We start from the raw sequence: 23837 nt of genomic DNA, 5'->3' as shown, positions 1-23837 counted from the left end.
TTTTGGTGTTTCAACTCAGCGTTTAATGATGCTCACGGGTCGCACGGAATTTCACGTCCGGCCAGCGCTCTTCCATCAATGCCAGGTTGACCCGGGTCGGGGCGAGGTAGGTCAGGTGACCGCCGCCGTCCAGTGCCAGGTTTTCCACGGCCTTGTTGGTGAATTCCTCAAGCTTCTTCTTGTCGCTGCATTCGATCCAGCGCGCGGAATAAACGGTGATCGGCTCGTAGGAGCACTCGACCTTGTATTCCTCTTTCAGGCGGCTGGCGACCACATCGAACTGCAGCACACCCACGGCGCCGAGGATGATGTCGTTGCTGCGCTCGGGGAAGAACACCTGGGTTGCGCCTTCTTCGGCCAGCTGTTGCAGGCCTTGGCGCAGTTGCTTGGATTTCAGCGGATCGCGCAGGCGTACGCGGCGGAACAGCTCCGGGGCGAAGTGCGGGATGCCGGTGAAGCCCAGGACTTCGCCTTCGGTGAAGGTGTCGCCGATCTGGATGGTGCCATGGTTGTGCAAACCGATGATGTCGCCGGCAAAGGCTTCTTCCAGTTGCTCACGCTCCGAGGAGAAGAACGTCAGGGCATCGCCGATCCGCACGTCCTTACCGGTGCGCACGTGGCGCATCTTCATGCCTTTTTCGTATTTGCCGGAGCAGATACGCATGAAGGCGATACGGTCGCGGTGTTTCGGGTCCATGTTTGCCTGGATCTTGAAGATGAAGCCCGAAAACTTCTCTTCCACCGGCTCCACGGTGCGTTCGTTGGCTACGCGCGCCAACGGGCGCGGTGCCCAGTCGACTACGGCGTCGAGCACATGATCGACTCCGAAGTTGCCCAACGCGGTACCGAAGAACACTGGAGTCAGCTGACCGTCGAGGAATTCCTGCTGGTTGAACTCGTGGCAGGCACCCTGCACCAGTTCCAACTGTTCGATGAAACGCTCGTACTCGTCGCCCAGATGCGCGCGGGCTTCGTCGGAATCGAGCTTCTCGATGATTTTGGTTTCGGTGCGCTCGTGACCGTGACCGGCGGTGTAAACAATGATGTAGTCGTCGGCGAGGTGGTACACGCCTTTGAAATCACGGTAGCAACCAATCGGCCAGGTGATCGGCGCAGCCTTGATCTTGAGGACGGCTTCGATTTCGTCGAGCAGTTCGATCGGGTCGCGGATGTCACGGTCGAGTTTGTTGATGAAGCTGACGATCGGCGTGTCACGCAGGCGGCAGACGTCCATCAGGGCAATGGTCCGAGGCTCTACGCCCTTACCGCCGTCGAGCACCATCAACGCCGAGTCCACCGCAGTCAGGGTGCGATAGGTGTCTTCGGAGAAGTCTTCGTGGCCCGGGGTGTCGAGCAGGTTGATCATGTGCTCGCGATACGGGAACTGCATGACCGACGTGGTAATCGAGATACCCCGCTGCTTTTCCATTTCCATCCAGTCGGACGTGGCATGGCGGTCGGATTTACGGGATTTCACCGTGCCGGCCACCGCAATCGCCTTGCCCATCAGCAAGAGCTTTTCGGTGATGGTGGTTTTACCGGCATCGGGGTGGGAAATAATGGCGAAAGTGCGGCGTTTCGCGACTTCGGCGGCCTGTTTGGTCATGGGAAATCGCCTGGCAGGTGATTCAAAAAAGGGCGCAGATTATAGCCCAAGTTGATCGAAGAACCGAACCGTTGAGCACATCCAGGGTGGCCAAATGGTGCTTCAGATGGGAACCTTTTAAAGCACGGAGACGTCCACTCCCCTGTTACGACCACTCGTCGGGGGCTGAAAAATCAGCAAGTCAGCCTGACGAGGCTGCGCTCATGGCTCGCTTTCACACCGTTTCGGTGATGAAAAACAGCTGCTTCTCGCGATCACTTTTTCGGCAGCCAAGTAAGGCGTAGCCACACGAGAATGTGTTCGCCGACTGAAAAAAGGAGTCCGCCTGTGGCTATCCACCATGGCAAAGGGCTGATAGGAGGCGCACTGGTAATCGCCCTCCTGGCCCTGCTGATCCACTGGATCGGCATCAACACGATCGAACACTACCGCGACGATTTGTTGTTTTACCTGCAAGCTCATCTGATTCTCGTCCTCGCTTCCATGCTGGCCGCCCTTGTCGTGGGCCTCCCCGCCGGCATCTTCCTCAGCCGCCCGACCCGGGTCGCGCGTGCCGAACGCTTCATGCAGATCTTCAACATCGGTAACACCATTCCACCGCTGGCGGTGCTGGCCATTGCTCTGGGCGTACTCGGGATCGGCAGTGGTCCTGCGATTTTCGCCCTGTTCCTCGCCTCATTGCTGCCGATTGTGCGCAACACCTATGAAGGCCTGAAAAACGTTCAGGGCTCACTCAAGGAAGCCGCTGTCGGCATCGGCATGACGCCGCGCCAGGTGCTGTGGAAAGTCGAATTGCCGAACGCCGTGCCGATCATCATCGGTGGTGTGCGCGTGGCGCTGGCGATCAATGTCGGGACCGCACCGCTGGCGTTCCTGATCGGCGCCAACAGCCTCGGCAGCCTGATTTTCCCGGGCATTGCCCTGAACAATCAGCCGCAACTGCTGCTCGGCGCGGCCTGCACGGCGCTGCTGGCCTTGTTGCTCGACGGTCTGGTCACGGCCGCCAGCCGCCTCTGGCTCGAACGCGGCTTGCGCCCGTCCTAAGCCTCGACCAAGGAATTCTCATGAAGACTTCAAGCTTTTTACTAGGCTGCGTCCTGTTGTGCGCAGGATTTGCCCAGGCGGCTGAAAAACCGCTGATCCGCATCGGCGCCCGGGTGTTCACCGAACAGACCCTGTTGGCGGAAATTACTTCGCAATACCTGCGCGCCAAGGGATACGACGCCCAAGTCACGGGCGGCCTGGGCAGCAATCTGGCCCGCAGCGCCCACGAAAGCGGGCAACTGGACATGCTCTGGGAATACACCGGCGTGTCGCTGGTGGCTTACAACCATGTGACTGAAAAGCTCGACAGCGAGCAGTCCTACGCCCGGGTGAAAGCCCTCGACGCGAAAAAAGGCCTGGTCTGGCTCACCCCGTCGAAATTCAGCAATACGTACGCCCTCGCGCTGCCAAAAAACGTCGCTGACAACTACCCGCAGATCAACAACATCAGCCAGCTGAACAATGTGCTGCGCGACGAGGCGAAAACCAATCATCTGGTCGCGCTGGACACCGAATTCGCCAACCGCTCCGACGGCTTGGACGGCATGGTGCAGCTGTATGACATGAACCTGACCCGCCAAAACATCCGCCAGATGGACGCCGGCCTGGTCTACACCGCGTTGCGCAACGGCCAGGTGTTTGCCGGTCTGGTCTACACCACCGACGGTCGTTTGAATGCCTTCAAGCTCAAGTTGCTGGAAGACGACAAGCACTACTTCCCGGACTACACCGCAGCGCCCGTGGTGCGCCGCGCGTTTCTCGATGCCCACCCAAAACTCGCCGAAGAACTCAAGCCGCTGGCCGAACTGTTCGATGACGACACCATGCGCCAGCTCAATGCGCGGGTCGATGTTGATCATGAAAGTCCATCCACCGTGGCCGCTGATTTTCTGCGCCAGCACCCCATCAATTAAGGAGGAAAAGTCATGGAATTCTTGAACGCCTTTTCCCATCTCGACTGGCATCAGGTGATCCATCTGACCTGGCAACACATCACCCTGGTCGGCATCGCCGTCACCCTGGCGATTGTGGTCGGCGTGCCGCTGGGCATCCTGATGACACGCTTCCCGACCCTAGCCGGGCCGTTGCAGGCCAGCGCCACGGTGCTGCTGACCGTGCCGTCGATCGCGCTGTTCGGTCTGCTGCTGCCGTTCTATTCGAAATTCGGCCAGGGCCTGGGGCCGATGCCGGCGATCACGGCGGTGTTTTTGTATTCGCTGCTACCGATCATGCGTAACACCTACCTGGCGCTGACCGGCGTCGAACCCGGCATCCGCGAAGCCGCGCGTGGCATCGGCATGACCTTCGGCCAGCGCCTGCGGATGGTCGAGTTGCCCATCGCCGTGCCGGTGATCCTCGCCGGCGTGCGCACCGCCGTGGTGATGAACATCGGCGTCATGACCATCGCCGCCACCATCGGCGCCGGAGGCCTCGGCGTACTCATCCTCGCTTCCATCAGCCGCAGCGACATGTCGATGCTGATCGTCGGCGCCGTGCTGGTCAGCCTGCTGGCCATCTTCGCCGACCTGCTTCTGCAATGGTTACAACGCTCGTTGACTCCAAAAGGACTGCTCAAATGATCGAACTTCAAAACCTCAGCAAGACCTTCCAAAGCAACGGCAAAGACGTCAAAGCCGTGGACTCGGTGAGCCTGACCGTCAACGAAGGCGAGATCTGCGTGTTCCTCGGGCCGTCGGGTTGCGGCAAAAGCACCACCCTGAAAATGATCAACCGTCTGATCAAACCCTCCTCGGGCAAGATCCTGATCAACGGCGAAGACACCACCGACCTCGATGAAGTGCCCCTGCGACGCAACATTGGCTATGTGATCCAGCAGATCGGCCTGTTCCCCAACATGACCATCGAAGAGAACATTGTGGTGGTACCGAAACTGCTCGGCTGGGACAAACAGAAGTGCCACGACCGCGCCCGCGAGCTGATGAGCATGATCAAGCTTGAGCCCAAGCAGTATCTGCACCGCTATCCCCGTGAACTGTCTGGCGGACAGCAGCAGCGCATCGGCGTGATCCGGGCACTGGCGGCCGATGCCCCCCTGTTGCTGATGGACGAACCGTTCGGCGCGGTCGACCCGATCAACCGCGAAATGATCCAGAACGAATTCTTCGAGATGCAACGGGCGCTGAACAAGACGGTGATCATGGTCAGCCATGACATTGATGAAGCGATCAAGCTCGGCGACAAGATCGCGATCTTCCGCGCCGGCAAGCTGCTGCAGATCGACCATCCGGACACCCTGCTCGCCCATCCCGTGGATGATTTCGTCAGCAACTTCGTCGGTCAGGACAGCACCCTCAAGCGCCTGTTGCTGGTCAAGGCCGAAGATGCGGCGGACAACGCACCGTCCGTCAGCCCGCAAACCTCGGTGGCCGAGGCGCTGGAATTGATGGACGAACATGACCGGCGTTACGTGGTGGTCACCGACGCGCAGAACAAAGCGCTGGGTTATGTACGACGTCGCGACCTGCACCGTCAGACCGGGACGTGCGGGCAATACCTGCGCGAATTCAATGCCACGGCAGCGTACGACGAGCATCTGCGCATCCTGCTGTCACGCATGTACGAGTTCAACCGCGCCTGGCTGCCGGTGATGGATGCCGAGCGGGTGTTTTTGGGTGAGGTGACTCAGGAGTCGATTGCCGAGTACTTAAGCTCGGGTAAGTCTCGCGGAGCCAAGACACGTATTGTATCGCCGGCCGATATGGCGCTGATTTAATACATTCCTTTTCACCGCTGAAACAATTGATTCAGCGGTGAAACCGCATCAATCATCACATAACATTTCACCGCAACTTCACACCCTTTCGATAAGCATTCAATCGTTACAAATCAACATTAAATATTCTTAAAGTAATAGGTCCATTTTCCGATAAAAGGCATTTAACTAATGACGCACCATCGCTCGACACTTGCACTCCATGGCAACTTGCCAAGCGCCATTAATTAAATACGATACTTATCAGACCAAGGAATCTTAAATGGATACCACCCATGTGATTTCAGAACGAACCGCCCCCTCCACTCACGCGGGTCCAGCCGTTCAACTACGCCTCAGCGTGACGGGGAACCCGAATAAAGTACGGCGCGGGAATAGCTTCACAAAGCTACCGCTTGGCGACCTGTTGGACGCCAATGGAAAAACCGTTCCAGGCTCAGGAAACTGGACATTAGTCAGTGTTTCACCTTCTACACCTGGAGTAAGAGTAAGCAACAACCCAGGATATTTGAACGGAAAAATATATGTCCCCAGAGTGACAAACAACATGACCATCACCGCCAGGCTCACACCTTCGCAATATCCCGCCCTGGCAAAAAATTATGTGCTGCAAATTCAAGTAATCTAATTTATCCGTAAACCGTAGCTCATGCTCGGCATACCCTGCTCCCTCCACGATGAGACAGCAAAGCCAAGGTAGGCAACGCTTCCCTTGGCCTCTGCTGCGTTTGGCAACATGACTTGGAAGTGGGGCAAACTCTGTAGCTTTGTGAGGACTGTCTTAATCCAGGCATGCATCCTACAACCGCCACAACCAATAAAAAACAATATAAAAACAATCTCGATTACTGCAAAAATAGCTAAAACCTAGTACAAGTGACAGGTGTGCGCTTTCGGTGAATGCTATCTAATTGATCGCGCAACATTCAATGACACTGCACACTAACAATGATGAGAAACAATTTTTCCAAAGTATGCACACAATTAATATCAGGAGTGCGAAATGAGTGAATCCGACGAAAAAAATACAACAGCACCAACCATCAGAGTCACCCCGACCACCGAGACCATATCTCGCCCCTCTGGAACGGTGATCAAGAGGTATCCAATTGCTGACATATATGATGGCGATAAAATTATCCCCCACGACGGAACTTTTGCTCTTGTATCCGCCACGCCCCATCCGCCAGGGCTGATAGTAAGAACCAATCCTGGCGAGAGGATGAACGGATATATTGAATTCACACTAACATCTTCTACAAAGATCATCGCCGAATTCACCCCTTTCCACCCGTACGGTCATCTTAAAGGTCGACACACATTGAACGTTACAATGAACAAAGAAGCGGAGGATGACGATGTCGACCTTCCATGGGCATCAGAAGATCATTACAACAGAACATAGACCAGAAGGGCTTTAAACTTCGGTAGGCTGCATAAGAAGCTCGACCAAGGGAAAATCTGGGCTGCTCGCGGTGGCGAAGTCATCAGGCAAAGAAATAATGGCGGTACAACGCTATCACGAGCAAACCCGCTTCCAAATTTGAATCTCCGGGTTTCAGAAATTGCGCCTGATTAGCTCCATTCGGGGGAACATCAATCCGTCATACCTGTCGGTTACATAGTTAGCTGCACGCCGCTCCGCGACGAACGCGTGCAAAAACGCGACATTTTTTGTTGATCTCAAGCCCCTCACGCCCTAAAGTTCGCGCCGAACGTCCATGCTGGAAACGATCCATCCGGCTCAAGTACTGACGACGAGACAGCAAGGCCAAGGGAAAGCAGCGCTTCCCATGGCCTTTTTGCTTTCGGCGACATGCCTTGGGAAGTAGGCGAACCAAAGTGGGGATACGGAGGACGTTCATTTGCACCCATTGTTTTTACCCGTTTGCCAATAGGAGCTCCCAAGCATGTCGATCCAGGTCGAAGACTATTTCGCGCGCGATACCTTTCAGAAAATGAAAGCGTTCGCCGACAAGCAAGAAACCCCGTTCGTGGTGATCGACACCGCGATGATCAGCCAGGCCTACGACGACCTGCGCGCCGGTTTCGAATTCGCCAAGGTCTACTACGCGGTCAAGGCCAACCCGGCCGTGGAAATCATCGACCTGCTCAAAGAGAAAGGTTCGAGCTTCGATATCGCCTCGATCTACGAGCTGGACAAAGTGCTGAGCCGTGGCGTCAGCGCCGACCAGATCAGCTATGGCAACACCATCAAGAAATCCAAGGACATCCGCTACTTCTACGACAAGGGCGTGCGTCTCTACGCCACCGACTCCGAAGCCGACCTGCGCAACATCGCCAAGGCCGCGCCGGGCTCGAAAGTCTACGTACGCATCCTGACCGAAGGCTCGACCACTGCCGACTGGCCGTTGTCGCGCAAATTCGGCTGCCAGACCGACATGGCCATGGACCTGTTGATCCTCGCTCGCGACCTGGGCCTGGTGCCTTACGGCATTTCATTCCACGTCGGCTCGCAACAGCGCGACATCAGTGTCTGGGACGCGGCGATCGCCAAGGTCAAAGTGATCTTCGAACGCCTGAAGGAAGAAGACGGCATCGAACTCAAGCTGATTAACATGGGCGGTGGCTTCCCGGCCAACTACATTACCCGTACCAACAGCCTGGAAACCTATGCCGAAGAAATCATTCGCTTCCTCAAGGAAGACTTCGGCGACGACCTGCCGGAAATCATCCTCGAGCCAGGCCGCTCGCTGATCGCCAACGCTGGCATCCTGGTCAGTGAAGTCGTACTGGTCGCACGTAAATCCCGTACCGCCGTCGAGCGTTGGGTGTACACGGATGTGGGCAAATTCTCCGGTCTGATCGAAACCATGGACGAAGCCATCAAGTTCCCGATCTGGACCGAAAAGAAAGGCGAAGTGGAAGAAGTGGTCATTGCCGGCCCGACCTGCGACAGCGCCGACATCATGTACGAAAACTACAAGTACGGCCTGCCGCTGAACCTGGCGATCGGTGACCGCCTGTACTGGCTGTCGACCGGTGCGTACACCACCAGCTACAGCGCCGTTGAATTCAATGGCTTCCCGCCGCTGAAGTCCTTCTACGTGTAAACGCTATACGCAGCAAGCAAAAAGCCCATGACGTGTCATGGGCTTTTTTGTGCCTGAGAATCGCGATCTTTCTGACACACCAAACGCCTACCGTTCGGTGCAGCGCCTGGCATAGTCGTCCGCCAATGCCTGGATGCGTGGATCGGTCGCGGCCCTTAGGGCCTGAGTCGCCACCTGCAGAAAATTCACATTCCCCCCGTCCAACGCCTTGCGCAGCCAGACCAGCGCTTCATCGATGTCGCCCTCATCCGCCAACACTGCCGCATGACTGAACTGCCCACGAAAATCTCCACCGACCGCCGAGCGTCGATACCAGTCGCGGGCAGCGTTTGCGTCCGCCGGACAAATGCGTCCTTCTTCCAGATACCGCCCCAGCAGGTTCATCGATTTCGCATGACCAAGTTCGGCGGCGCGGCGATAGAAACTGAGCGCTTGCCGCTGATCCTCAACGACACCACGCCCGGTCGCCAGCAGATTGGCGTAGTTGTACATCGCCCAGTCGAGCCCGGCGTCTGCCGCGGCCCGATAATGTCGTGCAGCGGCCGAAGCATCAGCAACGCAACCCCAACCATGCTCATGACAACGCCCCAGCATATTGCGCGCCATCAGGTGCCCTCGTCGGGCGGCGATGTTGAACCAGCGCAGTGCCAACGGCTGATCCTGCGCAATCCCTCGCCCGTCCAGCAGAATCTGCCCGAGCAACGCCTGGGCATCGACAACACCTTCACCGGCAGCCATGAGAATTGCCTGGGCAGCACGCGCCGGGCTTTCGTCGAGCATGGATGTGAGCTGATCGCCGTCGAGTACTTCTTCGCGGCGCAATTGAAAACTCATACCTCGACCCAACGGCGCAAAAGGTTGTGATAAGTGCCGGTCAGGCGGATCAACGAAGGATGGTCCGGCACATCCTGGGCCAATTGGCGGATCGCGCCGTCCATCTCGAACAGCAGGGCACGCTGGCTGTCTTCGCGCACCAGGCTTTGGGTCCAGAAGAACGAGGCGTAGCGTGCGCCACGAGTCACCGCGTTGACCTTGTGCAAACTGGTGCCGGGGTACAGCACCATGTCGCCCGCGGGCAACTTCACCCGCTGGGTCCCGAAGGTGTCCTGGATTTCCAGTTCACCGCCGTCGTAATCCTGCGGCTCACTGAAAAACAGGGTCGCCGACAAATCGGTGCGCACCCGCTCGACGCTGCCCTTGGGCTGTCGCACGGCATTGTCGATGTGGAAGTCGAAACTGCCGCCGGCCGTGTAACAGTTCAGTAACGGAGGAAAGACTTTGTGCGGCAGTGCCGCCGACATGAACTGCGGATTTTTCCACAATCGCTCCAGCATGGCCGCGCCGATCTCCTTGGCCAGCGGATGACCTTCGGGCAACTGCAGATTGTGCTTGGCCTTGGCCGACTGATAGCCGGCGGTGATCTTGCCGTCGGCCCAATCGGCCTGTTCCAGAGCCTCGCGAATGCGCCGCACTTCTTCTTTGTCGAACAAGCCGGGAATGTGCAGCAGCATGGGAAGGACGCCTGAAAGCCAAGGGGTGTCAATGGTATTGATTCTTATTGACTGTGTAAAACCCGCAAGACGAACGAAACAGTAAAAACCGTAAGGTTAAATTGTAAAGAATGTAAATTCATCGCGAATAGTAACGTTTCGCAATTGATACAAAGACGCGTCTACCCTATATTCCGCCGCCTCAAATCCTTGGGGAGGGGAATCAAATGTCACGTCAGCACCCAACATTACCGGTCAGTTCACCACGTCTGCTCGCTTCTGCAATTGGCGTGGCAATCACGGCCGGCTCTGCGGGCCACATGGTTTTGGCGGCTGAAAAAGCCGACGAGAAAGCGCCGGGCAACACCCTTTCGCTGGGTGCTACCGCGATTACCGGAGAAGCCCGGGACGAGACCTCCTACAACGTCGAGAAAGCCTCCTCGCCCAAGTACACTGCACCGCTGGTCGATACACCGCGCTCGATCACGGTCATCCCGCAACAAGTCTTGAAGGACACTGGCGCCCTGAACATGCAGGACGCGCTGCGCACCGTTCCAGGCATCACCTTCGGCGCCGGTGAAGGCGGCAACCCACAGGGTGACCGTCCGTTCATTCGCGGTTTCGATGCCCAGGGCGACACCTACCTCGATGGCGTGCGCGATACCGGTTCGCAGAGCCGTGAAATATTCGCCGTAGAGTCGATCGAAGTCAGCAAAGGCCCGAACTCGGCCATCGGCGGTCGTGGCGCGGCGGGCGGCAGCATCAATCTGGTGAGCAAGAAAGCGCACCTGGGCAACGCGTTCGACGGCGGCTTTACCTGGGGTTCGGACCAGACCCAGCGTTACACCCTGGACGGCAACTACCAGTTCTCCGACACCGCTGCCGGCCGCCTGAACCTGATGAGCCACGAAAGCAATGTCGCCGGTCGCGACAGTGTCGACTACGATCGCTGGGGCGTTGCACCATCGCTGGCCTTCGGCCTGGGCACTGACACCCGCGTCAACCTCGATTACTACCATCTGGAAAGCAACGACACGCCGGACTCGGGTATTCCGTACTCGATCCCGACCGCAGGTTCGGCTGCACGTACCAAGTCCAACCCGGACAAGCCTGAAGATGGCGGCGACAGCAGCAACTTCTACGGCCTGGACAACCGCGACTTCCGCAAAGGCCGCGTCGACACTGCAACCATCGCCATCGAGCACGACCTGAGCGACGCGCTGACCGTCAAGAACACCCTGCGCCACGGCAACAGCATGCAGGATTACATCCTGACCCAGCCGGATGACAGCAAGGGCAACGTCAACAATGGCAGCGTCTGGCGTCGTGCGAACACTCGCGTGAGCAACACCGAGACCACCACCAACCAGACCGATCTGTTTGGTGATGTCTACATCGCCGGCTTCAAGAACAGCTTCGCCACCGGTATCGAACTCAGCCGCGAGGAAAGCCAGAAATCCTCGTACAACGTCAACACCGACACGACTCCGGGCACAGCGGCCGTCACCACCAACTGCTCGCCGGCATTAATCGGCGCGCCAAGCGGTTACAACTGCACCTCACTGCCCAACCCGAACCCGAACGATCCATGGAACGGTGCGATCTCGCGCAACTACGCAGGCACCGACACCAAGGCCAACACCTATGCGTTGTACGTGTTCGACACTTTGGAGTTGTCCGAGCAGTGGCTGGTAAACATGGGCCTGCGCTACGACCATTTCGATACCGATTACAAAACCTACAACGCCGCCGGCACCACCACGTCCAAGGGCGATGACGTCAGCGAGTTCGTCACCGGCCAGTTCGGCGTGGTCTACAAGCCGGCGGAAAACGGCAGCATCTATGCGTCCTACGCCACCTCCGCCACCCCACCCGGCGCTACTCTCGGCGAAGGCCAGGACGGCAACCCGCTGGGCGGCACGCCAGATCGCAACGGCAACCTGCTGAGCAGCGACATGGAGCCTGAAACCACCAAGAACTACGAAATCGGTACCAAGTGGGATCTGATGAATGATCGTCTGTCGCTGACCGCCGATATCTTCCGCACCGAGAAGGAAAACGCTCGTGTGCAGACCAACACCACGACCTACGAAAACGTCGGCAAAACCCGCGTCCAAGGCTTCGAGCTGTCGGCCACCGGCAAGCTGACCGACAAATGGCAAGTCTTCGCCGGTTATGCCTACATGGACAGCGAGCAAGTCGACGGTGGTGACATTCCGGCAAACCGAGCCAACGACGGCAACGAGCTGCCCAACACGCCAAAAAACAGTGCCAGCCTCTGGACGACCTATCAGGTCACACCGAAGTTGACTATCGGTGGCGGTGCGTTCTATGTCGACGACGTATTCGGCAGCGCGGCCAACACCACCATGGTCGATTCCTACGTTCGCTACGATGCGATGGCCGCCTACAAACTGACCAAAAACATCGACCTGCAACTGAACGTGCAGAACCTGACCGACGAAACCTACTACGACAAGGCTTTCTCGACTCACTTCGCCAATCAGGCGGCGGGCCGTACTGCCTTGCTGAGCACCAACTTCCACTTCTAATGATGTGGGAGTGGTTAGCCCCGTTCATCCAGGTGAACGGGGCTTTTGTGTGTAAAAAGAATGCTTCTCGAAAACCCACGGCATAATGCGCGCCGTGACGATTATTTTTAAACGAACAAGGCGAGCGACGTGTTGAAGAAAACCCTGTTCCAGTTGCACTGGTTTTTCGGCATCAGCGCCGGACTGGTCCTGGCCCTGATGGGCATCACCGGGGCGACGGTCTCGTTTGAGGATGAAATCCTCTACGCACTGAACCCTTCGGTGCTGCAGGTGCAGAAGCAGGTTGCAGGTGTATTGCCGCCTGCTGAACTGGTCGAAAAAATCGAAGCATCCACCGGCAAAAAAGTCGCGATGCTTTCGGTGGACGTCGACAGCGACATCGCCGCACGCGTGTTCTTCACTCCGCCTCCCGGGGAGCGCCGGGGGCAAATGCGCTTCTTCGATCCGTACACCGCCGAACTGATGGGCGACGCTACCGGCCAGCAATTCTTCGGCCTGATGCTGCAACTGCACCGCTTCCTCGCCATGGGCGACACCGGCCGGCAGATCACCGGCGCCTGTACGCTGATCCTGGTGTTCTTCTGCCTCTCCGGCCTGTACCTGCGCTGGCCTCGGCAGTGGAAAAGCTGGCGCACCTGGCTGACCCTCGACTGGAAGAAAAAAGGTCGCAGCTTCAACTGGGACCTGCATTCGGTTGCCGGCACCTGGTGCCTGGTGTTTTACCTCTTTTCCGCGCTGACCGGGTTGTTCTGGTCCTACGAGTGGTACAGCAAGGGCCTGACCCAATTGCTCTCCGACTCGCCGCAGAGCGAGCGCGTCCGCTCGCGCGGTCCGGCGCCAAGCGGCCCGGCCCCGACAGCCGATTACTCGGCGATGTGGAGCAGCATCTACAGCGCGGCCGGTCCCGACCTGAGCTTCTACAACACCCGCATGCCACCGGTGGCCGGGAAACCGGCGACTGTTTACTACCTGTTGAAAGACTCGCCCCACGACCGCGCACTGAACCAGATCACCCTCGACCCGGTCACCGGCGTGATCAAACGGCATGACCGCTACAGCGACAAGAGCTTCAAGGCGCAACTGCTGACCAGCATTTATGCACTGCACGTCGGCAGTTACTTCGGCCTCGGCGGGCGCATCATCCTGACGATCACCGCCCTGACCATGCCGCTATTTTTCATCACCGGCTGGCTGCTGTACCTCGATCGGCGCCGCAAAAAACGCCAGATCAAGGACGCCCGCAAAGGCCTCGCACAACCGGGCAACGACGCCCCGGCGTGGCTGATCGGCTTCGCCAGCCAAAGCGGGTTCGCCGAGCAACTGGCGTGGCAGACGGCCGGCCAGTTGCAAGCCGCCGGCCTGCCGGTGAAGGTGCAGCCGCTGGCGAGTGTCAGCGAGCAGGACCTGCATGACTCGAACAACGCGCTGTTCGTGGTCAGCACCTTCGGCGACGGCGAAGCGCCGGACAGCGCCCGTGGCTTCGAGCGCAAAGTACTGGGCCGGGCGTTGAGCCTGGAGAGCCTGAACTACGCCGTGCTCGGCCTCGGTGACCGGCAGTATCAACACTTCTGCGGATTTGCCCGACGCCTGCACACCTGGCTGGGTGATCACGGCGGCAAGACTCTGTTTGCCCCGGTGGAAGTCGACAGCGGCGACCCTTACGCCTTGCGTCACTGGCAACAGCAACTGGGCCTGTTGACCGGCCAGGCGCCCGTGGACACCTGGCAGGCACCCGGCTACGGCAACTGGACCCTGAGCCGTCGCGAATTGCTCAACCCTGACAGCAGTGGTTCGGCTGTCTATCTGCTGGGGCTCACCGCACCGACCACCAGCAGTTGGCTGGCGGGTGACCTGGTGGAAGTGCTGCCGCGCAATTGCCCTTGGGCGATCGAACATTTCCTCGATGGTTTGGGGATCGACGGTCGGGCCGCCATTACACTCGATGGTTTGTCGCAACCACTGGAACAAGCCCTCGCCAGCCGACAGCTGCCCGAGAACCGCAGCCACCTGGTCGGTCTGCACGCGCAAGCGCTGGTGGATGCCCTAGTACCGCTGGCCATGCGTGAATACTCCATTGCCTCGATTGCCGCTGACGGCATCCTCGAACTGATCGTGCGCCAGGAGTTGCATCCGGATGGCAGCCTGGGTGTCGGCTCCGGCTGGCTCACCGAACACGCGCCGGTGGGCAGCAGCATCAGCCTGCGGGTTCGACGCAACGGCAGTTTCCATCTGCCCAACGAAGCGGTGCCGATGATCCTGATCGGCAATGGTACCGGCCTGGCCGGACTGCGCAGTCTGCTCAAGGCTCGGATTGCCGATGGTCAGCAACGTCAATGGCTGGTGTTCGGCGAGCGTCATCGGGAACACGATTACCTGTGTCGCGACGAACTGGAAGAGTGGTTGATTTCCGGCGATTTGCAGCGCCTGGACCTGGCGTTTTCCCGGGATCAGACGCAGAAAATCTACGTGCAGGATCGCCTGCGTGAATCAGCGACTGAACTGAAGAAATGGCTGGAGGATGGGGCCGTGATCTACATTTGCGGCAGCTTGCAAGGGATGGCGACTGGGGTGGACCAAGTCCTCAACGATGTACTCGGCACTGCCGAGGTTGAACGCCTGATCGAACAGGGCCGCTACCGCCGCGACGTGTACTGACGCTCCAAATCCCCTCTGAGAGCGAGCCTGCTCGCGAAAGCTGTCTGACAGACACTCAACATTGAATGTCATACCGCCTTCGCGAGCAAGCTCGCTCCCACAAGGGAACGGTGTCGACCGGCCCTCTTCTTAAACCGGCTGCAATTTCTGCTCAAACACCGCCACCCCATCCAGATCCCGCAACACCACGCTCAGCTCCCCCGTCTGCCCATCGATATTCACCTCGCCAAAGAACTGAAACCCGGCAAACGGCGAACTGTTTTGCGCCGGCGGTGCTTTGTGGAACACCACGTCAGGGCCGAAGGTTTTATCCAGCTGGTCAGGACCGAAGCTTCCGGCATTCAATGGGCCGGCGACAAACTCCCAGAACGGTTCGAAGTCCTGAAACGCCGCATGGTCCGGGTGATAGTGGTGCGCCGCGCAGTAATGCACATCCGCCGTCAGGAACACGAAATTGCGCACCTGCTGCGCCCGCAGGAAACCCAGCAGCTCGGCGATTTCCAGCTCCCGCCCCTGGGCCGGTCCCGGATCGCCATTGGCTACCGCATCCCAACGCTCGACTCCGGGGCTGACCTCGCCGTCCGGTACGCCAAGGCCGATCGGCATGTCGGCGGCGATGACTTTCCATTGCGCGGTGGAGGCTTTCAGCGACGCCTTCAGCCAATCCAGTTGTTCGCGCCCGAGGAAAGGTTTGGCGTCGCCCAGGTTGTCGTCATTGGCGCCACGATAACTGCGCATATCGAGCACGAATACATCGAGCATCGGCCCATAACCGAACTGGCGATAAACCCGCCCGTGACCATCGCCCCCCTGTAATCGCATCGGTGCGTACTCGAGCCAGGCCTGACGCCCGCGGTCCACCAGGCTGTGGATATCTTTGCTGTTGTAGCGCTCATCCAGTTGCTTGCCTGGCGACCAGTTGTTCACCACCTCATGGTCGTCCCACTGCCAGATCTGCGGCACCTCGGCGTTGAAGCGGCGAATGTTTTCGTCCATCAGGTTGTAGCGGTAATTACCCCGGTAATCGTCGAGCGTCTCGGCGACTTTGCTCTTGGCCTCGCTGGTGAGGTTGCGCCACACCCGACCGCTCTCGGTGGTGAGCTGCGCAGGTATGGGACCGTCAGCGTAGATACTGTCGCCGCTGTGGATAAAGAAATCCGGCAGTCGCAAACGCATGGCTTCGTAGATACGCATGCCGCCGATGTCAGGGTTGATGCCGAAGCCCTGACCGGCGGTGTCACCGCTCCAGACGAAACGGATGTCGCGGTGTGTCTGGGGCACGCTGCGCAGATGGCCGAACCAGGGCTCGCTGACGACACCGCTTCGGGCGTCCTCAAATTGCACACGATAGAAAATCGCCTGATCGGCGGGCAGTCCGGTGAGCTCGACTCGAGCGGTGAAGTCGGTGCGGGCATCGGCCAGGGGCGACACGAATCGCCGGGGATTGGAAAACAGGCTGCGGGTGTCCCATTCCACCACCATCCGCGCCGGGCGATCACAGCGGCTCCAGATGATCGCGCGGTCACCGAGCACGTCGCCGGATTGCACACCGTCGGTGAGTTGCGGTCGATCCTTGACCGAAGCGATCACCGCTGGCGCCAGCCCCGGCAACAACAGCCCGGCACCCACCGCTTGCATGACGCGACGGCGGCCGAGGTCGAATTCGCTCATTGTTGTTCTCCCTGGAAAAGGAAAAACTCAAGCACGCGGGCATGACACTCATGTGAAAAAGCGATCGCTGTGGGAGCGAGCCTGCTCGCGAAGGCGTCGTGTCAGTCTACTTCTACTTTACAGGCAGACCGCTTTCGCGAGCAGATTCGCTCCCACAGGGGCCTGTGTCAGGCGCTGACGGGTTCTACCGCCAACTCTACAACTTCCGGCCGCTTGACCAGCGCATACACCACCGCCGTCAACAAGCTCCCCGCCACGATCGCGAGTAAATACAACAGCGCATGATTGATTGCATTCGGGATCAGCATCACGAACAAACCGCCATGGGGTGCCATCAGCTTGCAGCCGAAATACATCGACAACGCGCCGGTCAGCGCGCCACCGGCGATGCTCGCCGGGATCACGCGCAATGGGTCTTTGGCGGCAAACGGAATCGCGCCTTCGGAGATAAAACACAAACCCAGCACCAACGCTGCCTTACCGGCCTCGCGCTCAGTTTGCGCAAACTTGCGCCGGGCGATGAACGTGGCGATCCCGAGGCCAATCGGCGGCACCATGCCCGCCGCCATGGTCGCGGCCATCGGCGCATAACTCTGCGACGCCAGCAGCCCGACCGAGAACGCATACGCGGCTTTGTTGATCGGCCCGCCGAGGTCGACGCACATCATGCCACCCAGCAGCACGCCAAGCAGAATCGCGTTGGTGGTGCCCATGCTGTCGAGGAAGTGCGTGAGCCCTGCGAGCATCCCGGCCACCGGCTTGCCGACCACGTAGATCATTACCAGACCGGTGAACAGACTGGCCAGCAGCGGGATGATCAGGATCGGTTTCAGCGCTTCGAGGCTTTGCGGCAACCGTGCATAACGATTGATCGCCTGGGCCGCGTAACCGGCAATGAAACCGGCAATGATTCCGCCGATAAACCCGGCGCCCAGGGTGCTCGCCAGCAGGCCACCGATCATCCCCGGCGCGAGGCCCGGCCGATCGGCAATCGAATAGGCGATGTAGCCCGCCAGCAGCGGCACCATCAACTTGAACGCCGTGTCGCCACCGATTTGCATCAACGCCGCCGCCAGCGTCCCCTCCTCCTTGAACGCGGTGATGCCGAACACGAACGACAAGGCGATCATCAGGCCACCCGCCACCACCATCGGCAACATGAACGACACACCGGTCAGCAGGTGTTTGTAGACCCCGGTCTTCTCTTGCTTCGCCGGCCCTTTGGCACCGGTCGATGCGCTTTCCTGCGTGCCTTCGGCCAGCGCTTTGTTCAGCGTCGCCTCGGCCTGTTTGAGAGCAATGCCAGTGCCGCAACGGTAAATCTTCTTGCCGGCAAAACGCTCGGTGGCGACTTCGATATCCGCCGCCAGTAACACCACGTCGGCATCGGCAATCGCTTGCGCACTCAGAGGATTGCGCGCGCCAACGGAGCCCTGGGTTTCCACCTGCAGGTCGTAGCCCAAGCGCTTGGCCGCCTGTTGCAAGGCTTCGGCGGCCATGAAGGTGTGGGCGACCCCGGTCGGGCACGCGGTGATCGCTACCAGGCGCGGTGCATTTTTTGTGGCGCTTACAGGTTCGGCGGTGGCTTCAGGCGCGAGATAAATCTGCGCCTCTTCGGCGCCACGTCGCAGCACCCCTTCCACATCTTGCAAAGCTTGCGCTGGCGTACTTTGGAAAACGCGCTTGCCGACAAACCGCGACATATCCAGCGGCGCGCTGCTCACCAGCAAAACCCACTCGGCGGCTTCAATCGTGGCCGCCGACATTTGCCGCTCCGGATGCGCCGCATCGCTGACTTCGACACTGGTGCTCCACCCTTGACGCTGGGCCGCCGCATCGAGCAAGCGGGCGCACAGCACACTGGTGACCATGCCGTTGGGGCAGGCAGTAACAATGGCTAACTTCATGACCAACCCTCTTATTGTTCTGTCAGGGGACGCACGCGCACACCCTGTTCGAGCTGCGCCAGGTGCGCCGCATCGCCAATGCCGAAACCGATCTGGGTGACCGCCATCGCGGCAATCGCCGTGGCGGTGCGCAAGGTCTGCTCAGGCGTATCGGCACTGAGTAAACCGTGGAGCATGCCCGCCAGCAACGAGTCACCCGCGCCCACCGTACTGGCGACGCTGACGCTGGGAGGCGTGGCATGCAGCGCCGAGCCGACACTGAACCAATTCACACCCTCGGCGCCGTGAGAAATCACCACATGTTCGATACCTTGAGCATGCAAGCGGTTCGCCGCTTCGGCCTGGGCAAGGACCGAAACCACCTCGCCACCCAGCACCTCGGCCAGCTCTTCGGTGTTGGGCTTGATCAGCCATGGACCGGCCTTGAGCGCCGCCGCCAAGGCCTCGCCACTGCTGTCGAGGGCAACTTTCAAACCGAGGCTTTTCAAGCGCAGGATCAAGGCCTGCAACCACTGCGGGCTGACACCTTGCGGCAAGCTTCCCGCGACAACGACGGCGTCATGCAACGGTGCGATCTGATCAAGCCGATCGAGCAACGCTTGCTGCGCCGCGGCACTGACCAGTGGCCCCGGACCGTTGAGGTCGGTGATGCGACCATTGCTTTCCGCCAGCTTGATATTGCTGCGGGTCTCACCGGGCACACGAATGAACGCGTCGACAAAACCGCGCTTGGCGAACAGGGTTTCGAACGCCTGCAGGTTGTCCTCGCCGAGGAAACCGCTGACCGTCAGCTGATGCCCGAGGTCCGCCAGCACCTGCGCCACGTTCACCCCTTTGCCGGCGGCGTGGGTGTGCATGGCGTCACTGCGGTTGACCTGACCGGGTTCCAGGCGCGGTAACTGCACGGTGAGGTCCAGCGCCGGATTGAGGGTCAGGGTCAGAATCTTGGCCATTACAGGGCCTCCACTAATGCGCGCACTTCATTGGCGCTGCCCACGGCGAGTGCCGCTTGGGCGAGGGTTTGGGTTTGGCTGAGGCTCAGTTCGCGAATCCGCGCCTTGACCTCAGCGATGCTGCGCCCGCCCACGCTCAGCTCATCCACGCCCAGCCCGACCAGCACCGGCACCGCCAGTGGATCGGCCGCCAGCTCACCGCACACGCCAACCCATTTGCCATGGGCATGGGCCGCGCGCACGGTCATGTCGATCAATTGCAGCACTGCCGGGTGCAAGCCATCGGCCTGGGCCGACAAGGTCGGATGACCACGATCGATGGCCAGGGTGTATTGGGTCAAGTCGTTGGTGCCGACGCTGAAGAAGTCGACCTCTTTGGCCAGCACCGGCGCCAGCAATGCCGCCGACGGCACTTCGATCATGATGCCCAGTTGCAGGTCCGCGACCGGGATTTCCAGGCGCAGGCGTTCGGTCATGTCCCGCGCCTGGCGCCACTCGTCGACGCTGCCGACCATGGGGAACATGATGCGCAACGGGCGGTTGTCGGCGGCCCGTAGCAGGGCGCGCAACTGCGCTTCCATGACCTGCGGCCGTTGCAGGGTCAAGCGAATGCCACGCACACCGAGGAACGGGTTCTCTTCCTTGGCGATCGGCCAATAGGGCAGCGGTTTGTCACCGCCAACATCCAGGGTACGCACCACCAGCGGTCGCCCGGCGAGGCCATCGAGTACGCGGCGGTATTCAGCTTCCTGGGTGGCTTCGTCCGGCGCTTGCGGGTGGGCCATGAAAATCAGTTCGGTGCGCAGCAGGCCGATGCCTTCGGCGCCCTGCTCCACGGCGCTGGTGACGCCGGCGCTTTCACCAATGTTGGCGAATACTTCGACGGCATGTCCGTCGGTGGTCAATGCCGGTAGATGACGTTGTTCGGCAGCAGCTTTCAGTCGCTGTTCGCGGGTGTCACGTTCTTCGGTGGCGCGCTGCAAGGTTGTCGCGTCAGCATCCACGTGCAAACGACCACGCTGGCCATCGAGCAGCAACGGAGTGCCCGGCGCCAGCAGCAACACCGCCGCACCGGCACCGACCAGTGCCGGAATCCCCAAGGCCCGGGCGACGATGGCGCTGTGGGCGGTGGCGCCACCACGGGCGGTAAGGATGCCGGCAACACGGGTCGGATCAAGACGCGCCACGTCGGACGGGCCGACTTCGTCCATTACCAGAATGTACGGCTGTTCGGGTTCGCTCGGCGTTTCGACACCACACAACTGTGCCAGCACGCGGCGACCGATATCACGCAAATCGGCGGCGCGCTCGGCGAGCAAGGCATCCTGCAACGATTCCTGTTGTCGGGCAGCGGCTTCGATCACCGACATCCACGCTGCCTCGGCGCTTTCGCCCTGCTTGAGGCGGGTGTCGACTTCATCGGTCAGTTCCGGGTCGTCGAGCATTTCCTGATGGGTGACGAAAATCTCGCGAATTGCCTTGGCCTTGCTGCGTTCGATCAAGCCGCCAATGTCGCTTCGCACGTCCGCCAGCGCCTGTTTGAGACGGTCGCGCTCGATGGCCGCGGACTCACCGCGCAGCTGATAATCAATGTTTTGCAGCACTTGAATGTGTGCCGGGCCGATCGCAATGCCCGGTGCCGCCGCAATGGCCTGCACCAGCGTGCCGGACGCCGGCGCCAGCAACACCTCGGCGACTTCGACGACTTCTTCCCGTGGCGGGCTCACCGCTGGCAATGGCTCGACTTCTTCACCCAGGCCTTCTTCGATGGCGGCCAACAACGCGGGCAATGCATCGGCGGCGATGCTCGGCTCGGCGATGATTTCCAGCACTTGACCGCGTCGGGCGCCCAGGCTGAGCAGCTTGCTCAAACTCTTCACCGACACCGCGCTGTCCTGGCTCTCGACGATGCGGATGCGAATCTCGCCCTCAAAGCTTTTCGCCAATTGCGCGAGGATTTTCGCCGGCCGCGCATGCAAACCGTGGGCGTTGGCCAGCGCAATGCGTGCGCTCGGCCAATCCGCCGGCAACTCACCACCGAGTACTTCAAGCACCGCACGGCAACTGGTGGCGCGACCCAACTCATGGCCGCGACCTTCAATCAGCAATGCACATAGGCGTTCGAGCAAGGCTTGATGGGCTTCACCCAGGCTGGCCAGACAGAACAAACCGCTCAGCGGCTGACCGAGGTAGCGCAATGGTTTATCCGGGGTGACGAACGCCAGTCCTGGACGTTTCACCGTTTGCTCACTGTGCAACCACCACAGGCCATCGCCCAGCGGCAACGCTTCGACCTGCTGCAGCACAGCGGAAAAACCATTGCTGACGCAGTCGGCCTGGCGCAGCAGTCGCGCACCGCGCCAGACCAGCTCTTCGAAATCTTCAGCGGCAACGCCCAGGCCGATCATTTGCGCATCCAGCGCCAGCTCCTGCGGCGCGCCTTGCAGCAGTTTCAGCAAGGCTTCGGCAGAGCTGGCGCGACGCAAGGCTTGGCCCAGATCGGTTTCGCCGAGGGCGCGGGTCAGTAATTGCAACAGGCGCAGGTGTTCATCGGATTTGGCGGCGATACCGATCGCCAGGTACACGATCTGCCCGTCGCCCCAGTCCACGCCATCGGGGAACTGCATCAGGCGCACGCCTGTGGTGAATACCTGATCGCGGGTTTGCGGCGTACCGTGAGGAATGGCAATACCTTGACCGAGAAAGGTCGAGCCCTGGGCTTCGCGAGCCTGCAAACCGGCAAGGTAACCATCGGCGACCAGGCCGTCGGCAACCAGATGCCGGGCCAGCAACTGCAAGGCTTCGGACTTATCCACAGCCGACTGGCCCATGGATATCTGCTCTACAGAGAGTTCGAGCATGCTTTCTCCTTTTTGGCGCTTGTGGACACCAGGTATTGTTTTGAGTGATTCAGCTTACGCGCTTGTCCGAAGACAGCATTTGGCGGTTTCGCGGCAGATCCGACCAAAGGCATCAATATGGTAGCAAATACGCTTGCTGAAACGTTTAATCTAGAATGATTGGCACGTTACTCCATAATTTCTTTCTCTTGAAGTCCAATTGTCGGATGCGCCACGACAATGGTCGACTGCCTGAATCGGGTAGGATTGACGAAAATGTCGAGCATGCTCGAAAAAACAAGGAATCAACGGGTTGAAACTCAGTGATATCGCCCAGTTGGCCGGTGTGTCCGTTACCACCGCCAGCTATGTCATCAATGGCAAGGCCGAACAGCAACGCATCAGCAGTGCCACCGTCGAGCGTGTGCGCGCGGTGGTCGATCAGCACGGCTTCACGCCCAATCCCCAGGCCGCCGGGCTGCGCAGTCGCCACACCCGCACCCTGGGTTTCATACTGCCGGACCTGGAAAACCCCAGTTACGCGCGAATCGCCAAGTTGCTGGAACAAGGGGCACGGGCTCGCGGCTATCAGTTGCTGATCGCCAGCTCCGACGATGCGCCGGACAGCGAACGGCAATTGCTGAAGCTCTTCCGTGCCCGGCGCTGCGATGCGCTGATCGTCGCCAGTTGCCTGCCGCCTGGCGACGAGAGCTATCGTCAGTTGCAGGCTAAAGGCATCCCTATCATTGCGATCGACCGGGTCATGGAGCCGGAACATTTCTGCTCGGTGATCAGCGACGACCGCGAAGCCAGTCTGCAATTGACCCGCAGCCTGCTCGACCCGCTGCCCAAGCAGATCGCCTTGATCGGCGCCCGCCCGGAACTGAGCATCAGCCAGGAACGGGCCGCCGGTTTCAGGGAAGCACTGGCCGGGTACAACGGTGAAATGCTGATCGAACACGGCGAATCGTTCAGCCGTGAATGCGGCAGACAGTTGATGGAAGAACTGCTCCAGCGTGTCGGGCATTTGCCCGAGGCGCTGGTGACCACTTCTTACGTGCTCCTCCAGGGTGTGTTCGATGCCTTGCATGACTTCCCGCTCAAATCCCGTCCATTGCGCCTCGGCACGTTTGGCGACACCCAATTGCTGGACTTCCTGCCGTTGCCGGTCAATGCCATGGCCCAGCAGCATCAGTTGATTGCCGACAAAGCCCTGGCGCTGGCCTTGGCCGCCATCGAACAGTCCGATTACCAACCCGGCGTGCAAGCCATTGCGCGCACCTTCAAGCAACGCATTCGCCAGGACTGAAC

Annotated in this window: 17 protein-coding genes; 10 read left to right on the top strand and 7 right to left on the bottom strand. The window is 59.8% G+C overall.

The window, feature by feature from the left end; translation table 11 throughout:
• Positions 1-22: 22 nt before the first annotated feature.
• Complete coding sequence (locus AC07ZE_RS04695; protein ID WP_180204405.1) at positions 23-1606, bottom strand: peptide chain release factor 3; 1584 nt, start codon at positions 1604-1606, stop codon at positions 23-25.
• A gap of 294 nt (positions 1607-1900) precedes the next feature.
• On the opposite strand from AC07ZE_RS04695, the gene AC07ZE_RS04690 reads away from it, so the two are divergent.
• The 7 genes from AC07ZE_RS04690 (at position 1901) to AC07ZE_RS04660 (ending at position 8458) form a co-directional block, all read left to right on the top strand.
• Entirely contained in the window at positions 1901-2650 is a 750-nt protein-coding gene (locus AC07ZE_RS04690) for an ABC transporter permease (RefSeq protein ID WP_259331930.1), read from the top strand.
• Between the two features lie 20 nt (positions 2651-2670).
• Positions 2671-3564: a glycine betaine ABC transporter substrate-binding protein gene (locus AC07ZE_RS04685; RefSeq protein WP_207261755.1), complete on the top strand. Its 894-nt coding sequence runs from the start codon at positions 2671-2673 to the stop codon at positions 3562-3564.
• Positions 3565-3576: 12 nt separating this feature from the next.
• Complete coding sequence (locus AC07ZE_RS04680; protein ID WP_207261753.1) at positions 3577-4230, top strand: ABC transporter permease; 654 nt, start codon at positions 3577-3579, stop codon at positions 4228-4230.
• The gene (locus tag AC07ZE_RS04675) at positions 4227-5384 is read left to right on the top strand and encodes an osmoprotectant ABC transporter ATP-binding protein OsmV (RefSeq protein ID WP_207261751.1); all 1158 of its coding nucleotides are present in this window, start codon (positions 4227-4229) and stop codon (positions 5382-5384) included. Before AC07ZE_RS04680 ends, AC07ZE_RS04675 begins: the two co-directional genes overlap by 4 nt.
• Positions 5385-5646: 262 nt before the next feature.
• Positions 5647-6012, top strand: coding sequence for a hypothetical protein (locus tag AC07ZE_RS04670; protein WP_207261749.1), 366 nt, complete (start codon positions 5647-5649; stop codon positions 6010-6012).
• 375 nt (positions 6013-6387) lie between these two features.
• Positions 6388-6789, top strand: a complete 402-nt coding sequence (locus tag AC07ZE_RS04665) for a hypothetical protein (RefSeq protein ID WP_207261747.1) — start codon at positions 6388-6390, stop codon at positions 6787-6789.
• Positions 6790-7294: 505 nt separating this feature from the next.
• On the top strand, positions 7295-8458 hold the full coding sequence (locus tag AC07ZE_RS04660) for a type III PLP-dependent enzyme (RefSeq protein WP_207261745.1): 1164 nt from the start codon (positions 7295-7297) through the stop codon (positions 8456-8458).
• 87 nt (positions 8459-8545) lie between these two features.
• On the opposite strand, the gene AC07ZE_RS04655 is transcribed toward AC07ZE_RS04660, so the two are convergent.
• Positions 8546-9292 (bottom strand): tetratricopeptide repeat protein, encoded by a 747-nt coding sequence (locus AC07ZE_RS04655; protein ID WP_207261743.1) that lies wholly within the window; start codon positions 9290-9292, stop codon positions 8546-8548.
• Positions 9289-9969, bottom strand: a complete 681-nt coding sequence (locus AC07ZE_RS04650; RefSeq protein WP_207261741.1) for a Fe2+-dependent dioxygenase — start codon at positions 9967-9969, stop codon at positions 9289-9291. Before AC07ZE_RS04650 ends, AC07ZE_RS04655 begins: the two co-directional genes overlap by 4 nt.
• A 206-nt stretch (positions 9970-10175) precedes the next feature.
• Between AC07ZE_RS04650 and AC07ZE_RS04645 the strand changes: the two genes are divergently transcribed.
• Positions 10176-12500 carry a TonB-dependent receptor gene (locus tag AC07ZE_RS04645; RefSeq protein WP_207261739.1) on the top strand — a complete coding sequence of 775 codons (2325 nt, stop codon included), beginning with the start codon at positions 10176-10178 and terminating at the stop codon, positions 12498-12500.
• Between the two features lie 129 nt (positions 12501-12629).
• On the top strand, positions 12630-15155 hold the full coding sequence (locus tag AC07ZE_RS04640; protein WP_207261737.1) for a PepSY domain-containing protein: 2526 nt from the start codon (positions 12630-12632) through the stop codon (positions 15153-15155).
• A 129-nt stretch (positions 15156-15284) separates the two neighbouring features.
• Here AC07ZE_RS04640 and AC07ZE_RS04635 read toward each other — a convergent pair whose 3' ends face one another.
• From AC07ZE_RS04635 to ptsP, 4 genes are all read right to left on the bottom strand, one after another.
• On the bottom strand, positions 15285-16826 hold the full coding sequence (locus AC07ZE_RS04635; RefSeq protein ID WP_207261735.1) for an alkaline phosphatase D family protein: 1542 nt from the start codon (positions 16824-16826) through the stop codon (positions 15285-15287).
• A 167-nt stretch (positions 16827-16993) separates the two neighbouring features.
• Positions 16994-18733 (bottom strand): PTS fructose-like transporter subunit IIB, encoded by a 1740-nt coding sequence (locus AC07ZE_RS04630; protein WP_207261733.1) that lies wholly within the window; start codon positions 18731-18733, stop codon positions 16994-16996.
• 11 nt (positions 18734-18744) lie between these two features.
• On the bottom strand, positions 18745-19686 hold the full coding sequence (gene pfkB, locus AC07ZE_RS04625) for a 1-phosphofructokinase (RefSeq protein ID WP_207261731.1): 942 nt from the start codon (positions 19684-19686) through the stop codon (positions 18745-18747).
• Positions 19686-22547 (bottom strand): phosphoenolpyruvate--protein phosphotransferase, encoded by a 2862-nt coding sequence (gene ptsP / locus AC07ZE_RS04620; RefSeq protein ID WP_207261728.1) that lies wholly within the window; start codon positions 22545-22547, stop codon positions 19686-19688. Before ptsP ends, pfkB begins: the two co-directional genes overlap by 1 nt.
• A 292-nt stretch (positions 22548-22839) precedes the next feature.
• On the opposite strand from ptsP, the gene cra reads away from it, so the two are divergent.
• Positions 22840-23835, top strand: a complete 996-nt coding sequence (gene cra / locus AC07ZE_RS04615) for a catabolite repressor/activator (RefSeq protein WP_207261726.1) — start codon at positions 22840-22842, stop codon at positions 23833-23835.
• Positions 23836-23837 lie beyond the last annotated feature (2 nt).

Source organism: Pseudomonas sp. GW101-3H06, from assembly GCF_059424605.1.
This window is presented reverse-complemented; position numbering and strand designations above follow the sequence as displayed.